The sequence below is a fragment of the Halobacillus salinus genome (genome assembly GCF_004684905.1).
Classification (GTDB): domain Bacteria; phylum Bacillota; class Bacilli; order Bacillales; family Halobacillaceae; genus Halobacillus; species Halobacillus salinus.
This window is the reverse complement of the sequence record NZ_SRJC01000008.1, coordinates 19,226-34,404: the sequence shown is the minus strand read 5'-3', so window position 1 is coordinate 34,404 and position 15,179 is coordinate 19,226. Positions and strand designations below refer to the sequence as shown.

Sequence of the window (15,179 nt, the reverse complement as noted above, 5' to 3'; positions counted from 1 at the left end):
TTGTCTACCATAAATGTACGTTGTTATTTTCTATGATTTTGTCAATTTCCTCAAGGCTTTCCCCAATGATCGTCAAATGTCCCATTTTTCTATGGGTTCGGGATTCTTTCTTTCCGTAATCATGAAGGTGGATACCGTGATAGTTTTCTAGATTGTTCAGTAGGATGTCCCGGTGCTTGCCGAGGACGTTGACCATCACCGCTGCCGGGAAGCTGTGAACCGGTAGAAGCGGCAGGCCGCAGATTGCTCGGACGTGCTGTTCGAACTGGGAAACGCTGCACGCTTCGATCGTATAGTGACCGGAGTTGTGCGGGCGCGGTGCCATTTCGTTGATGTAGACCTCGTCGCCGATCACGAACATTTCGACCGCGAACGTGCCGACGATATTCATGTGATCTGACATCCGCTTCACGGCGTCACGCGCTTTCTCCACTACCGTATCGGTGGTCGGCGCCGGGACGCGGGATTCATGCAAGATATGATTCTTGTGAACGTTCTCCGCAATCGGGAAATACGTAATGTCTCCCCCTTGACTACGAGTGAAGACTTGCGAGATTTCCAGGTCAAAAGAGAGCCATGCCTCGACGATGTACGTGCCGCCTTCTTTGATGAAGGAACGCGCCTCGTCTAAATCTTCATCGAGCTTTAGCTGGCCTTTGCCATCGTATCCTCCGCTGATCGTCTTGATGACCGCAGGAAAGCCTGTCGCTTCTACGGCATCTTCTAGCTCATCAACAGAGTGGATGATGCGGTACGTCGGAACCGGAAGATCCGCTTCCACCGCGACCTGCTTCTCTTTTTCACGGTTCTGGGTAACTTCTAAGGAATACGCGCCCTGTGGAAGCTTGCCTTCTTCTTCAAAAATGCGCGCTACCTCAAGGTCGACGTTCTCGAATTCGTAAGTGATGACGTCGCTCTCTTTACTGAGCTGTCTCGCTGCTTCTTTATCATCGAATGCTGCTTGTATATGGATATCGGATAAAGCGGAACACGGGCAATCCTCTGTCGGATCAAGGACCGCGATACGGTAACCCATGTGACGGGCGGCGACGGCCATCATTTTCCCGAGCTGTCCGCCTCCTAGAATGCCGATTGTCTTTCCTGGTCGAATGATATTAGATGTCACGTAGATCGCTCCTCATGTCTTCGACTTTATTTACTAAACTCACGCGATAGTCTTGTAGTTTGTCCGCCACTTCTTGATCGAAGGCGCCGATCATTTCTGCTGCGAACAAGCCGGCGTTCTTCGCTCCGGCCGTTCCGATCGCCATCGTCGCGACAGGAACGCCGCCAGGCATCTGACCGATGGAAAGCAGGGAATCAAGCCCTTGCAACGCTTTCGACTGAACCGGAACGCCAATGACCGGAAGCGTCGTCTTCGATGCGACCATCCCCGGAAGGTGAGCCGCGCCCCCTGCTCCTGCGATGATCGTCTTGAGCCCTCTATCTCTTGCCTCTTCGGCGTAGCGGAACATATCATCTGGCGTACGATGCGCGGAAATCACTTCTTTTTCATAAGAGATTCCGAGATCATCCAGTACGTCGCATGTTTGTTTCATCGTTTCCCAATCTGACAAACTCCCCATAATCACACCAACCTGTGGCATTCCACTCATCCCTTTCCTTGCTTTAGTTCGGAGGGAGGTTGGGATGAAAAACACTCGCTTTCCACGGGCGGCGCTGAGCCTCCTCGGACTGTCGTCCTGTGGGGTCTCAGCACTACCGCTTTTCCCGTAGGAGTCTCGTATTTTTCATCCCAACCTCATCTAATGTTTCGTACCCACGTTCTTAATATGAGCTTGTAGTACGCTATCCCTATTAGAAGTTGCCCGCCGGGAATTTCTCTCATAATAGAAGAGTTCCCCACCTTATTCGGTAAAGGGTGGAGGGAGACGGCGAGACTCCTGTGGGAAAAGCGGACATGGCGAGACCCCACAGGGAGGGACCCGACCGAGGAGGCTCGGCGTCGCCCACGGAAAGCGAGTCGTCTCCCTCCACCCGCTCTCCCACCAAAATCCACAAAAAAAGTGCCTACTTAACGGCTCTCTACTATCAGAGAAGTCGTCAAACAGGCACACGTCGATCGTATGAACAGACTTCCCTCATAGTCCGGAAATTTACGGTTTCCGGGTAGAGACGCATGGGCCCTATTCCCATCTTATATGAGGATCTTCTATGCAATTTCTGTCCTTATCATATCAAGAGCAACCGAACATGTCAACGTCATAATCGAACGTTATAACACACAATAACAAAAATCGTTCGGTTTTTACTGCTTTACTCCTTGAAAGACAATCTTACTACCAATCGGCTCCATCACCTTTTCCCCGTCACGGACCTCTTCTTTAAAAATCGGTTCCTCCGCACGACGGACTGGTGTGTAACCTTCTTTCTTCATGCGATCGAGACAATCCCCGATCGTTTCATTCTCCAGCACCTCAAAGCGCTTTTTGTTGCTGTTCTTCTTGGGCACGTTGAATCTTTCCTTTCTTCACGGACTTCGCCCAGAACCCGCCATGAATCTGCTTCGGTTCATACGCTACAATGAACGCCTTCGGATCTATTTCCTGGATGGCTTGATACAGCACCAGCTCGTACTTACGAGGCGTGAGGATCTGCATATTCAAACGATCCCCTTCCATGCCATAAGCGTACCAGCTTGTCACCCCGTATCCTTTGTCACGAAGCTTTCTTGTAAATTCAATGTCAGGATCTGAAGAAATGACGTTAACTGTAATATACCCAAGTGCGAGCTTCTCTTCAATCTTCATCCCACAGATTACTCCAAGTCCATACCCGACAGCATATGCAACAACGTTGATCCATTGGTCGAGACGGTCCAACACAATACCAAGCCCATAAATATACGTTACAATCTCAAACATACTGATAAAGGCTGCAAAGTAGCGCTGGCCTTTGAGTGTAAAGATCATCCGCAACGTAAAGAACGAGACGTACACAATATTGACGACTAAAATAATCGCGACAATTAACCATGGATTCTCCATTTATTATCCCCCTAGCCTAGATGGTTCCTCGGAGAATGGCTCGGTACCTGAGCTCTACCTCATGTGGAAGGACATTCACCTAGTTGTCATTTTCTGCATACACTATAAACCATGAAGGCACAAGGGCACAATCATTTTTCACCGCAATTTCTGACAATAGCAGGAGGGTAAATGTTGTGAATTCATTTAAAGACTGGCAAGGCGGCATTGATAAAGTATTCGGCCAAGATTTTTGGGGCGGTTTCGAGAACATGATGAAGAACGCATCTGGTACACCAACGAATTCGAAAGACCTGTTCGGCGGTTTCGAGCGGATGATGAAACCATCCATTCCAGCCGTCAATATGTATCAATATGATAATGAACTTTTATGCTTTGTGAACATCCCTGGCATGAATCATCCGAAAAATGTAGAGGTCCTCGTTGATCAGACGACGCTTACGCTTCAAGGTAAAATCGATATCAACAACCGCGGCGGGCACCAGATCCGTTCAGAAATCCCAGACGGCGCTTTCGAACGCACACTCGACTTACCTTATGCCGTGCGCCATGACAAAATCGAAGCGACCTACAAACACGGCCTGCTCATCATCCAACTTCACCGCCAGATCTCAGACGATACCACACGTAAATCTGTAAGAATCCGCCATTTACAAGACGAGTAAACAGCGGATTCCTTTTTTTGTTGAATATGTTCCATACGCTTAATAGGTGCAGGCGGGCGTGGGAATGGTGCGCTTTCCACGCCCACCTTCTCAAAAGGATGATATGGAACATCCAACAATTCCACTGGATTAGGGACGTTCTTTCTATTTATGTAGAGAGGGAAGGGAAAACAGGTAGACTCCTGTGGGAAAATGGAACAAGATGAGACCCCACAGGTCGGGACGACCGAGGAGGCTCAGCGTTCCCCACGGAAAGCGGACTGTTTTCCCTTCCCTCTCGCACTCTATTTTGCGAACGTCCTGGTTTTCTCTAAGCCAAGAACACGAAGTACAGGATGAAGATCAGGAACAAGAAATACATAATAGGATGAATCTCTTTCGCGCGACCTTTCAGAATCATGGTGATCGGGTAGAAAATAAAGCCGATCGCGATTCCAGTTGCGATACTATACGTCAGTGGCATCGCGGCAATCGTGAAGAAGGCCGGCACAGCAATTTCGAACTTATCCCAGTCGATATTCTTAAGCGTAGACGCCATCAAGACACCGACAATGATCAACGCAGGTGCTGTAACTTCTGCCGTGACCACGGATAGAAGTGGCGAGAAGAACAAGGCCAGAATGAAGAACCCTGCGGTTACGACCGATGCAAAGCCAGTACGACCACCCGCTCCTACTCCGGCAGTCGATTCGATATAAGACGTCGTTGTAGACGTTCCGACCGCTGCACCTACAACTGTAGCAGCACTGTCAGCAAACAACGCGCGTCCGGCACGTGGAAGTTTGTTATCTTTCATGAAACCAGCTTGTGTTGCAACCGCAACGAGCGTTCCTGCCGTGTCGAAGAAATCGACGAACAAGAATGTAAGAATGACAACGAGCATTTCAATTGTGAAAATGTCACCGAAGTGAGCGAACGCAGCACCGAAAGTCGGCGCGACACTTGGTGCGGAGCTTACAACACCATCAATTCCGCTTGGCGGAACAATCAAGCCCGTTACCATACCGGCAATCGAAGTCAGCACCATCCCGTAGAAAATACCACCTTTGATCCCAAGTGCAAGGAATACAACAGAAACGATGATTCCAAAGATGGCAAGCATCGTCGGACCTGCTGTAAGGTCACCAAGCTGTACAAGCGTTGCGTCACTGTTTTGAACAATGCCTGAGTTCTGGAATCCGATGAACGCGATGAACAATCCGATTCCCGCTCCGACAGCGAGCTTCAAGTTTCCAGGTATCGCATCAATGATCATTTGGCGCAAGCCAGTCACAGTAAGAACGATAAAAATAAGTCCAGATGCTAATACGCCAGCTAGTGCTGTTTCCCATGGAATACCGTAACCTAGAACTACCGTGTAAGCGAAGAACGCATTCAGTCCCATGCCAGGTGCAAGAGCGATCGGATACTTCGCAAGTAATCCCATAATCAATGTACCGACGGCTGCAGCGACTGCGGTAGCCGTGAACACCGCTCCTTTATCAATTCGCGTTACACCTTCTGGCAGCTGCTCAATGCCGTCTAGTGCAAGTGTCGATGGGTTTACGAACAGAATGTATGCCATCGCAAGGAACGTTGTCAGCCCTGCCATAAATTCTGTACGGTAATTCGTGCCAAACTCTTCAAACTTAAAGTATTTCTTCATCTTTCTTTCCTCCCCTTTATCGCCGTTATAAAAAAAAGAAACCCTTGGGGCTCCAAGAGTTTCTTCGTCGGGAATGGGCGAGGAAATAGGACGATCCATACACTCTACCCATCCACCGACGTAGTCAGACCGATTTACGGTGGTCTGGTAGAAACTTATGGGCCTTATTCCCAAAATTATACGACGGTGTTGCTTTGATTTAATTATGATGACGTGTATCATCTTACAATGTTCGACAAGGGGATGTCAACCAATTTCCGAACATTAATTATAATTTAAGTCATTTCGTTCGTTTATTCCCACTCGATCGTTGCAGGTGGCTTACTCGTCACATCATACACGACGCGGTTGATGTGGTCACACTCATTGACGATACGAGTCGAGATCTTCTCCAATACGTCCCACGGAATACGAGCCCAATCGGACGTCATACCATCAATCGATGTTACCGCACGGATTCCGATTGTGTAATCGTACGTACGCTCATCACCCATGACACCGACAGAACGCATGCCAGGAAGCGCCGTGAAGTACTGCCAGATGTCACGCTCCAGTCCAGCATTCTTGATTTCTTCACGCAGAATTGCATCCGATTCACGAACAATCTCCAACTTCTCTTCCGTCACTTCCCCAAGGACACGGATCGCAAGACCTGGTCCAGGGAACGGCTGACGCCATACGATATGCTCCGGCACACCAAGCTCAAGTCCCAGTTCACGCACTTCATCTTTGAATAGAGTGTTAAGCGGCTCGATCAATTCGAACTCCATATCTTCCGGCAGACCGCCGACGTTATGGTGCGACTTGATCGTCTGCGCCGTTTCCGTTCCACTTTCAATGACGTCAGTGTATAACGTACCTTGCGCAAGGAAGTCGATGTCCTTCAGCTTCTCTGCTTCATCATCAAAGACATAGATGAACTCATTACCGATGATCTTACGCTTTTTCTCAGGATCGGATACGCCTTCCAGCTTGCTCATGAAACGTTCTTTCGCATCGATTTTGATGATGTTCATGTTGAAGCCATCTCCAAGAAAACGCATGACGTCATCTGCTTCATTTTTACGTAGAAGGCCGTGGTCGACGAAAATACACGTCAGCTGATCACCGATCGCCTTATGGATCAGAGCCGCTACGACAGAGGAATCCACTCCTCCACTCAAGGCGCAAAGTACTTTGCGGTCGCCGACTTGATTGCGGATTTTCTCAACTTCCATCTCGACAACGTGTTCCATCGTCCAGTCGTCCTTCGCTTCGCACACATCGAAAACGAAAGCGCGGAGCAGGTCGTTACCATATTCGGAGTGGCGGACTTCCGGGTGGAACTGGACGCCGTACATCTGCTTGTCCTCATCACTGATCGCCGCAACCGGGCAAGATGGACTAGTCGCATCGACTACAAATCCTTCCGGTGCTTCAATGACTTTGTCACTGTGGCTCATCCACACGACTTGTTCCTTCGGTGTCTTACGGAAAAGGACTGGATTTTCGTTCACAGAGATATCCGATTTCCCGTATTCACGCTGCTGCGCGCGCTCAACTTTTCCACCGAAGTGATGCGTCATCAACTGCATACCGTAGCAGATGCCGAGGACAGGAATCCCAAGCTCGAACAGCTCCTCGTCACAACGGAAACTATCCTCCCCATAGACGCTGTTCGGTCCACCAGAAAGAATGATTCCACTCGGATTCAATTCCTTGATCTCCTCCGCACTCATCTTATGCGAATGCAATTCACTATACACACCGAACTCACGGATCCTGCGCGTAATCAACTGATTATACTGGCTCCCGAAATCAAGAACCAAAATCATACCTTCCACTTTCTCCATACTTCCCCACTCCTTTATTAATCTATATACCTTAGTATGTTTTAAGATTGTTTAAATTATCTTGGTCGTTTCGTCCCTCTTATTCCGTAAAGGGGTAGGGGGATGGCGAGACTCCTACGGGAAAAGCGGTAGGGTGAGACCCAGGGTACTACTTGAACTACTCCCTTGCTCCCTTGCGCCGAGAAAGCCCGCTTCGAAGCGCTACAAGCAGACGCAGGCGCACACTCTAATCAAAGAGGCTCACCGCCGCCCGTGGAAAGCGAGTTATCCCCCTACCCCGCTCTCACACGAAAAAGTGACGAAACCGGCACCTATAAAAAAATCTGCCTCCGTTTGTCTAAAAAAACATACGAAGGCAGAAATCGAAAAACACATACACGTATCCTGATTTCCACCTTCATAGTCAGGGCGTTAACGGCGCCCCGGTAGAGACTCTCGGGCCCTATTCCCGAGGATATACGAAGGAGAATGACGATTAAGTTTCATCCATTCTATCAACCGCAGTGTAAGGAATCAAGACAATGCTTTCTTAATTAAATTTTCCCATAATTCAGATACTTTACCGGTCTGCACATCTTGCGACTCATTCCGATAGACAAAACGTTCGTAATGATGCGTCAGCTGGCGCATCTCATTAGTCTGATAATGACGGTCGACCGAACGGGCATAATCACGCAACGTCTGCTGCGGATTGCGCTTCACTCCTTTATGATCCAGAAGCTTCAATAAGAAGTGATACGCCTGTTCGTACGTATCGGCATCGCCACTACGTTTGATGCGTCTCCTGAGCAGCGTCGATTTCCAACGGAAGCGTGTGAAGTAGAGAATGGCACCAATTACCGCCAAAATACCAGAAACGATATAAACCCACAGGAAGCTTCCAGACGACGCACCGCCACCTTGGGAACCGGTGCTTGTCTCTTCTTCTTCCATTTGCTGAGGGTTGCCCTGGGTCGGATCTTCCGTTTCCGTTTCATCTGCAGCAGCAGTGTCTCCTTCATCGTTCTCCACTTCTGTGAAGAAATCACTGTTGTTCGAGAACCCTTGTGTCGGCTCGAACGGAACCCAGCCGATTTCAGGGAAGTAGACTTCTACCCACGAGTGTGCGTTTCCGCTCGTCACTTGGTAGGTGTTCTGGAATTCATCGGTGTACTCAGCAGCTTGCGCATCGATCCGCTCGCCCCCGGTAAAACCTTTCACCCAGCGTGCTGGAATCCCTTCGGAACGCAAGAGCACCACCATCGAAGTGGAGTAGTTGTCACAATATCCGATTTGGCTGTCGAACAAGAACTGATCGACGTAGTCCTGATTTTCACTTGGTACAGGCACGTCGGTCGTCGAGTATTCAAATCCATTATTGGAAAAGTACTGCTCGACTGCCTTCGCTTTATCATAGCGGTTATCCTCTTCCGATACGATCTGACTCGCTAAGTTACGCACTCGGCTCGGCAATGTATCAGGAAGCTGCAAGTACTGATTTCGGATCTCAGCCGGATCGTCACTACCTGCTTCACGGAGCTGTCCATACTCGAACGATGGATAGTCGTAATTAATGATGTAATCATTTATCCTCGATAGGGAATTGCCACGATACGTGTCAATCTCCCCCGTCTCGGTATGCACACGGAAACGGCTGTTATCAGGCGTCTGTTCCAGATTGCCAAGTCCATATGGATAGACTAGCTTTTGGAACGAGGCACCTTGCTGGAAGCGGATCATCGCCGTCTGCTCTTCCGATTCAACATTGTCTGTAAAAGTTTTATATTCCAGCTCATCCGCTTCATACGTTGTCGTCGGTCCTTCGAGCGTATCGATCCACCCTTTTCCGGTGTACGTATCTTTGGATTCGATTCTCCAGTAGCGATCGCCATCCGCCATCGCCCTGAACACCGGCGTATTATCCTGCACGAACGATCCGCCTAACTGACTGTCGTTTTCCCCGTAGCCGACTTTCTGGACGGCATTTCCGCTGCCACCAGGTCCTGGGCCACCAGTTGCACTTTGCAAATATGGAACAGGATCCGGCCACTGCGGCGTCAGTTTCGGAGAAGCGTATGCCGCAACGGTTGAGAAGAAGATGATAGCGACAAGCGGCACGATCCACAGGTGCACCCTTTTATACCAGGCGGACGGAATCGATTCTTTGTCCATCTCCTTAGCAAAACTGGACAACCCAAGTGCAGCCATTCCTAGAATGAACGTCCTTACGATCGCCCATTTTCCGTCGTAGATCGTGAACGTATCGATCACGGTCACGTAGATGAATGTCATGACGACGAAAAGGAGCATCCGTTTGGCAACGACGAGCCAGTAAAATAGCAAGTAACTCATCAGCCATAGCAGAACGAGGAACAACAGGCTGCGGAACAACGGCGTCATCTGCCACCATTCCTGGGTCTGGATCACTTGAATGTTGAACATTATTTGGTTATAGACGACCGAGAACCAGTCGCGGCTGAAGATGCGTTCTGCCACGTACAGCCCGTCGATGATAAACGCAAGCCCGATGAACTTAAGCGGCATCGAGATCCACCACTGGACTTGTAAAAAGGAAACAAAGAAACAAAAGGCCGCATAAATGAAGAAGATCGTCACATCATCCGTATTGGTGACGGTCTCAAGCGGCAGGAGCCATTCACAGAACAGGAAGAACCCGATGATGTAAATGGTGAGGTTATACATAAACGACTGGCCACTCTTCTGTTCATTCATTAGGTGTTCACCTCGAATTCTTGCTGTGTCAATTGTTCTTCCGAAATCAATTGGACATGGACTCCTTGGTTTTTCAACTGCTTGATCTGCTGATGGTCCTGGAACGTCATCGTTTTGGCGGACCTAACATAGAACAAGACGAGTCGCTTACTCTTCTTCGCAAGTCGCACAAGTGCCTGGGCAATTTCCTCATCCAGCAACGGACTGACGACCATCGCGATCATCCCGGAAGGCAGGCGCGTATGCTCTTTCTGCAGTTGCTGGGCGAATGGCGTACGGCCGACCGCACGAACTTTCGCCAAGTGCGCTTGAATCATATGTTGATGGGTCGCATTTTTTTGAAAAGGAAAATAAGAACGCTCATCGCCAAGTGTCATGAAGGCTAGTTGAGAGGTGGATTTCTGCAGTTGATCGAGCAGCGAAGCGCTGAATTCCACCGCACCCTCGAAGCGTATCGAGCTGACGGAAGCATGGTAAGTCGCATTCAAGATCAGCATCATATCGACGCTTTTTTCCTGCTCGAACTCTTTCGTCATCATCTGGTCTTTTTTCGCCGTCGTCTTCCAGTCGACCCAGGCGAAGCGGTCCCCCGGAATATACTCGCGCACGCCGGTGACGATGTTCGTGTTTTTCTCATTCAACTTGAAAGATGGACTCGCTCCTTGTTCGAAGCTGTACACATTCTCTTTCAATTTAACCGGGCGCCTATAAGGAAAGACGAGCAGCTTGTTCGAATGGAGGAAGACGTGTTCCTTTTTCACGAAACCGAAGAAGTCCCCGGTTTTCACGCGCAAAGCATTGAGCTCATGTTCGCCACGAGGCACTTGGTCGATCGTATAGTGAAGCTTGATATTTTTCGAGAACCACGGAAACGTGACCCGCTTGACCTTCCTCGGCTCATGGAACGTCTCCTCTTCATCCAAGTTGCGGAATTTCGTGAAGTGCGTGTCTTTCTTTTTCAACGAGTGCGGAAGGTATTCCTCGATAACACAGTAATAGACTGGGAATGGAATCTTGCGGCGGATCGTCACATCCACTTCAACACTTTCGCCACCAGTCGCGACTCGTTTCGAAAGCTTCCGTTCGACATTCCAACTGTTGATTGGATAAATTAGAATGCCGAACATATAGACGAGGAAAGGAAGGAACGCATAGAAAAGGAACCAACTGACGAACCCGCCTTGGAACATCGCATAGGAAAATAGAAGACAAAAGAGGAACGCGACGAACAAAAGTTTAAGTATGAATTCTAACTTCTGTTTCATTCACCGATGTTCCTCTTCACGGGAATCGACGTCTGTTGCACCAACTCTTCGATGATCCCCTCAGGCGTCGCTCCCTCGAAACGGGCCTCTGACGTCAAAATGATTCGGTGAGCAAGTACGAACGGAGCCAAGTACTGGACGTCATCCGGCACGACATAATCACGGTCATGGATGAATGCATACGCCTTCGCTGCTTTCATTAAAGCGATCGAACCACGCGGACTACCACCAAGATACACGCCTTCGTGTTCACGCGTCCCCGTAACGAGGTCGATGATGTAATGGTTCACTGTGCGGTCGACATACACGTCGTCCACTTCTTTCTGCAAATCTACGAGTTCGTCACGGCTGATGACCGAGGAAATCGAGTTGATCGGGTGGGCACCAGACGTGCGGCTCAGCATCTCCATTTCCTGTTTCGGAGAAGGATAGCCCATCTTCATTTTGATTAGGAAACGGTCTAACTGCGCTTCTGGTAATGGATATGTCCCTTCGTATTCGATCGGGTTCTGCGTCGCCATGACGAAAAACGGATTACTTAACGGAACCGTGTTCCCATCGACGGTGATGCTCGTCTCTTCCATCCCCTCAAGCAGGGCGGATTGAGTTTTCGGCGAGGTACGGTTGATCTCATCGGCTAAGACGACGTTTCCTAAAATCGGACCTGCACGGAATTCGAATTCGCGGTCTTTCGGATTATAAATGGATACACCTGTGACATCAGAAGGAAGCAAGTCCGGCGTAAACTGGATCCGCTTGAAGTCGCAGTCCAGAGATTTCGCAAGCGTCTTGACGAGCATCGTCTTCCCCACTCCAGGCACGTCCTCAAGCAGCACGTGTCCCTTCGCCAACAGAGCTACGAGACTCAGTAACGCAGCTTCCTCTTTTCCAATCATTACTTTATTGATATTACCGATAACCTCGGATATTTTCGGTTGCAACAAATAGGCTTGTTGAGTCATCAGATGTTCTCCTCTCCTTATATAAAGAACTATTTTTCAGAATAATCACGCTCATTTTTACTATACTATATCCCTGCTTACGGGACAAAGCATGTGGCTGATGGATATTATAGGAAGAAAAAGGGGGCACTCTCCTCTAGTTTTTCCAAAAAGTCACAATATCAAAATATCATACATAGAAGATGAAAGAATAGATTTCTGTCAAAATTATTTAATTTTTTCGACATCATTATGTTTAGATAACAAAACGGTCGGGTATTGGGAATCTTATACCATATATTAGGGAGAGTTTTGAACAACAGTGAATTATTTAGAGGAGAAAATCGAAGAAACTCGTCAGAAGATGTATGACTGTTATTCAAAAGGTCAGGATTACCACCAAGTATTGAAGTTTTCCCAAGAGTTGGATCACTTACTTAATGAATTGACTGAAACGAAGACCCCTCAAATAAATAGATAAGATGCTTCATCCAATAGAAAGCCCCCTCTCTCATGAGAAGGGGCTATTTGTTTATTCTTTTTTAAAATCGATGGTGCTGCGGACCGTATCAATCGGCCGGACAGCCTTCTCGATCTGTTCACGCTTCGGCTCAAGCATCGGAGGCAGAGCAAGCTTCTCTCCGAGCGTTTCGTACGGCTCATCTCCCATGAAACCAGGGCCGTCTGTCGCGAATTCAAACAAAATCTGTGGTGCAACGTTCACGTACAGCGACTCGAAGTAGTGGCGGTTCACATAACCTGATGTGCGGAAGCCGAACTGCGGCATCCGGTTGATCCACTCTTCCAGTGCATTCGTATCCTCGACGCGGAATGCAGCATGGTGAACCGTTCCATACCCTTGACGCGCCGGTGGCAGGATGTTGTTGAATTCGACGATGACCTGCGCTCCGTTCCCACCTGGACCGACTTCGAACAGATGGAACGCACCTTCCTGGTCGACCTCACGGAAAAGCAGCACCTTCTCAAGCATCTTCTTGAAATACTCTACATTATCAACACGAACATGTAGTGGACCAAGTCCTGTGATCGCATACTCTAAAGGAACCGGACCGTTCTGCCAAGGAATCCCCGCCGGAACACCTTCATCGTTTTCATCCGATACCAATTCATACGACTGATCATCGAAATCGACGAACGGCAGCACTTTTTTACCGAACCGTTCCTGAATACCGCGGTGCTTCACATCAAGGCGATCGAACCGCTTCACCCAATACTCCAGCGCCTCATCACTCGGCACCCGTAGCGACGTACGGCTGATCTCATTCGTTCCGTGCGAACCCTTAGGAATACCAGGAAAATCAAAGAACGTCATGTCCGTCCCGGCATTCCCTTCGTCATCCGCAAAAAACAGGTGGTACGTTTGTATATCATCTTGGTTGACCGTCTTCTTCACAAGACGCATCCCGAGCGTATAAGTGAAAAACTCATAGTTCTTCTCCGCACTGCTCGTGATTGCCGTCACGTGGTGAATCCCTTTCAATTCGTTCACAGTTGATCCTCCTCTGATTATCTCAGTTTCAAGATAAATATAATAAAGATTGGAAGGAAAGTCAACATGTGTGCTTCTGGGGCTGGATGGGGCGCGGGACGCTGGGGTCAGGGACCTCCTCCCACTTTGCTGGGACATGGGCCCGGGCCCCATGGACTTGCACCAAATAATCTCAGAATTGTACCAAGTTAACACGTATTTGTACCTCAAGAAAGCGAGATTTGTACCAAATACCGCTGACTTCGTACCAAAGTTGCCGTATTTTGTACCAAACAGCCCCACGATTGGTAGAAGATCCACTTCAATTGAAAGAACTCATCCCTCTTTTGATACAACCTAGCAGACACCTCATGATAGAATAGAAACTACCAAATAAAGGAGGCCGAATATGACGCACCAAAACCTGAACATCACCGCACCGAGCGACTGCAACAACGCCCCGAAGAAAGAATTCATCAAAGATGCCTTAGTGGCGTTCGCGACAAGTGACGTCAACTTCTTGAAGACTGCCACTAAAGAAAACGTGAGATGGGAGATCGTCGGGACAGACTCACTACAAAGTCAAAGCGAGCTGATCGACCACTTAACCCAGCACCCAATGGACATCAACGAACTGACCATCGATAGTATCATCACCCACGGCAAAACGGGCGCCGCCAAAGGAACCTACCAAACTACCGAAGGTGATCTCTATCATTTTTGCCATTTCTATCATTTCGTCAGCGCCGGCAAGAATGTCATCCAAGAGATCACCTCTTACGTCATCCACCAATAAAAGGAGAATTATATGAACGAAACGGAATTAAAGAATCTATTAGCAGCGCAACACCAAGGCGGGAATTGGGCAAACGTGGACACTCTCTCTATGATCGCCCACATCGGATCAACAGACCCCGAGCTTCGCGACGAACTCATCTACAGGGGATTCGTGAAAATGATCATCCACCAAGACCAACTTAGCTCAACAACCCTCGAGGAACTGCTGACTATCTGCCTCGACGACCTACTAATGAAGGGAATCGGGGAAAAGAATACAGACTCCGTGTTCACGCGTGCCTTCACAACGCTGCTCATGACGCTCATCGTTTATCGCGACAACGAAGACAACTTCCTTCCAGCTAGCAAAGTCACCACAACCAAAGAGCACGTCATCCGCTACATAAACGAGGAGCAAGACCTGAGAGGCTATGTCCTGCAAAAAGGGTGGGCACACAGCGTTGCGCATGTTGCCGACCTCGTGGATGAACTCGCTAAGAATCCGAAGGTCGACACCGAGGACCACCGCAACTTACTCCTGCCACTTTGGAATAAAGTGCTCACGGGAGACAGCGTCTATCTCCACGATGAGGACGAACGCATCCTCATTCCTACGATGGAAATGCTGGACAGAGGACTCGACTCACACATACTTGAAAACTGGATCAGCGAGCTTCCCGACTACTTTAAAAAACAGCAGCTGCCGCCAGAAAAGTATTGGGTACTCCAAGCGAACGCCAAGAAATTTTTGAAGAGTTTCCACCTGGAGCTGAGCCGGACTTCAACGTTCCCATCTCTTCAAAAAAGCATCGAAAACAGCCTGGACACTATCTAAAAAACCCCTG

General features: G+C 48.8%; 14 protein-coding genes and 3 riboswitches. Of the genes, 4 read left to right on the top strand and 10 right to left on the bottom strand.

The genetic code is table 11. The features are described 5' to 3' along the window. Positions 1-4 precede the first annotated feature (4 nt). From purK to E4663_RS17950, 4 genes are all read right to left on the bottom strand, one after another. Positions 5-1,126, bottom strand: a complete 1,122-nt coding sequence (gene purK, locus E4663_RS17965) for a 5-(carboxyamino)imidazole ribonucleotide synthase (RefSeq protein ID WP_135328651.1) — start codon at positions 1,124-1,126, stop codon at positions 5-7. Next, entirely contained in the window at positions 1,116-1,607 is a 492-nt protein-coding gene (purE, locus tag E4663_RS17960) for a 5-(carboxyamino)imidazole ribonucleotide mutase (RefSeq protein ID WP_079480826.1), read from the bottom strand. The genes purK and purE overlap by 11 nt, the downstream gene beginning before the upstream one ends. A gap of 478 nt (positions 1,608-2,085) precedes the next feature. Beyond that, positions 2,086-2,186: riboswitch (purine riboswitch) on the bottom strand. An 83-nt stretch (positions 2,187-2,269) separates the two neighbouring features. Then, positions 2,270-2,473: an NETI motif-containing protein gene (locus E4663_RS17955; RefSeq protein WP_079478647.1), complete on the bottom strand. Its 204-nt coding sequence runs from the start codon at positions 2,471-2,473 to the stop codon at positions 2,270-2,272. Continuing rightward, a complete protein-coding gene (locus E4663_RS17950; protein WP_079478646.1) occupies positions 2,439-3,008 on the bottom strand; it encodes a DUF2179 domain-containing protein in 570 nt (189 codons plus the stop codon). Before E4663_RS17950 ends, E4663_RS17955 begins: the two co-directional genes overlap by 35 nt. Positions 3,009-3,184: 176 nt before the next feature. Between E4663_RS17950 and E4663_RS17945 the strand changes: the two genes are divergently transcribed. After that, the gene (locus E4663_RS17945) at positions 3,185-3,673 is read left to right on the top strand and encodes an Hsp20/alpha crystallin family protein (RefSeq protein WP_135328650.1); all 489 of its coding nucleotides are present in this window, start codon (positions 3,185-3,187) and stop codon (positions 3,671-3,673) included. 310 nt (positions 3,674-3,983) lie between these two features. Here E4663_RS17945 and E4663_RS17940 read toward each other — a convergent pair whose 3' ends face one another. From E4663_RS17940 to E4663_RS17920, 5 genes are all read right to left on the bottom strand, one after another. Beyond that, on the bottom strand, positions 3,984-5,318 hold the full coding sequence (locus E4663_RS17940; protein ID WP_135328649.1) for an NCS2 family permease: 1,335 nt from the start codon (positions 5,316-5,318) through the stop codon (positions 3,984-3,986). A 101-nt stretch (positions 5,319-5,419) separates the two neighbouring features. Further along, positions 5,420-5,522, bottom strand: a riboswitch (purine riboswitch). Between the two features lie 89 nt (positions 5,523-5,611). After that, the gene (guaA, locus tag E4663_RS17935; protein WP_135328648.1) at positions 5,612-7,150 is read right to left on the bottom strand and encodes a glutamine-hydrolyzing GMP synthase; all 1,539 of its coding nucleotides are present in this window, start codon (positions 7,148-7,150) and stop codon (positions 5,612-5,614) included. Between the two features lie 380 nt (positions 7,151-7,530). Beyond that, positions 7,531-7,632: riboswitch (purine riboswitch) on the bottom strand. 31 nt (positions 7,633-7,663) lie between these two features. Next, complete coding sequence (locus tag E4663_RS17930) at positions 7,664-9,862, bottom strand: DUF4129 domain-containing transglutaminase family protein (protein ID WP_135328647.1); 2,199 nt, start codon at positions 9,860-9,862, stop codon at positions 7,664-7,666. After that, positions 9,862-11,127 carry a DUF58 domain-containing protein gene (locus E4663_RS17925; protein ID WP_079478642.1) on the bottom strand — a complete coding sequence of 422 codons (1,266 nt, stop codon included), beginning with the start codon at positions 11,125-11,127 and terminating at the stop codon, positions 9,862-9,864. The genes E4663_RS17930 and E4663_RS17925 overlap by 1 nt, the downstream gene beginning before the upstream one ends. Then, positions 11,124-12,089, bottom strand: a complete 966-nt coding sequence (locus E4663_RS17920; RefSeq protein WP_135328646.1) for an AAA family ATPase — start codon at positions 12,087-12,089, stop codon at positions 11,124-11,126. Before E4663_RS17920 ends, E4663_RS17925 begins: the two co-directional genes overlap by 4 nt. Positions 12,090-12,390: 301 nt before the next feature. On the opposite strand from E4663_RS17920, the gene E4663_RS17915 reads away from it, so the two are divergent. Continuing rightward, positions 12,391-12,549, top strand: coding sequence for an aspartyl-phosphate phosphatase Spo0E family protein (locus E4663_RS17915; protein ID WP_135328645.1), 159 nt, complete (start codon positions 12,391-12,393; stop codon positions 12,547-12,549). Between the two features lie 51 nt (positions 12,550-12,600). Here the strand turns inward: E4663_RS17915 and E4663_RS17910 are convergent, their stop codons facing one another. After that, positions 12,601-13,578, bottom strand: coding sequence for a ring-cleaving dioxygenase (locus E4663_RS17910; protein ID WP_135328644.1), 978 nt, complete (start codon positions 13,576-13,578; stop codon positions 12,601-12,603). Between the two features lie 388 nt (positions 13,579-13,966). Between E4663_RS17910 and E4663_RS17905 the strand changes: the two genes are divergently transcribed. Both E4663_RS17905 and E4663_RS17900 read left to right on the top strand, forming a co-directional pair. Further along, entirely contained in the window at positions 13,967-14,353 is a 387-nt protein-coding gene (locus tag E4663_RS17905; protein ID WP_135328643.1) for a nuclear transport factor 2 family protein, read from the top strand. 12 nt (positions 14,354-14,365) lie between these two features. Next, a complete protein-coding gene (locus tag E4663_RS17900) occupies positions 14,366-15,169 on the top strand; it encodes a DUF2785 domain-containing protein (RefSeq protein ID WP_135328642.1) in 804 nt (267 codons plus the stop codon). Positions 15,170-15,179: the final 10 nt, after the last annotated feature.

What these genes read in the sequence shown, in the direction of transcription:
- E4663_RS17925 (WP_079478642.1), bottom strand. Translation starts at nt 11,127, where the DNA reads ATGAAACAGAAGTTAGAATTCATACTTAAACTTTTGTTCGTCGCGTTC.
- E4663_RS17900 (WP_135328642.1), top strand. Translation starts at nt 14,366, where the DNA reads ATGAACGAAACGGAATTAAAGAATCTATTAGCAGCGCAACACCAAGGC.
- E4663_RS17930 (WP_135328647.1), bottom strand. Translation starts at nt 9,862, where the DNA reads ATGAATGAACAGAAGAGTGGCCAGTCGTTTATGTATAACCTCACCATT.
- E4663_RS17950 (WP_079478646.1), bottom strand. Translation starts at nt 3,008, where the DNA reads ATGGAGAATCCATGGTTAATTGTCGCGATTATTTTAGTCGTCAATATT.
- purE (WP_079480826.1), bottom strand. Translation starts at nt 1,607, where the DNA reads ATGCCACAGGTTGGTGTGATTATGGGGAGTTTGTCAGATTGGGAAACG.
- E4663_RS17940 (WP_135328649.1), bottom strand. Translation starts at nt 5,318, where the DNA reads ATGAAGAAATACTTTAAGTTTGAAGAGTTTGGCACGAATTACCGTACA.
- E4663_RS17905 (WP_135328643.1), top strand. Translation starts at nt 13,967, where the DNA reads ATGACGCACCAAAACCTGAACATCACCGCACCGAGCGACTGCAACAAC.
- E4663_RS17920 (WP_135328646.1), bottom strand. Translation starts at nt 12,089, where the DNA reads ATGACTCAACAAGCCTATTTGTTGCAACCGAAAATATCCGAGGTTATC.
- guaA (WP_135328648.1), bottom strand. Translation starts at nt 7,150, where the DNA reads ATGGAGAAAGTGGAAGGTATGATTTTGGTTCTTGATTTCGGGAGCCAG.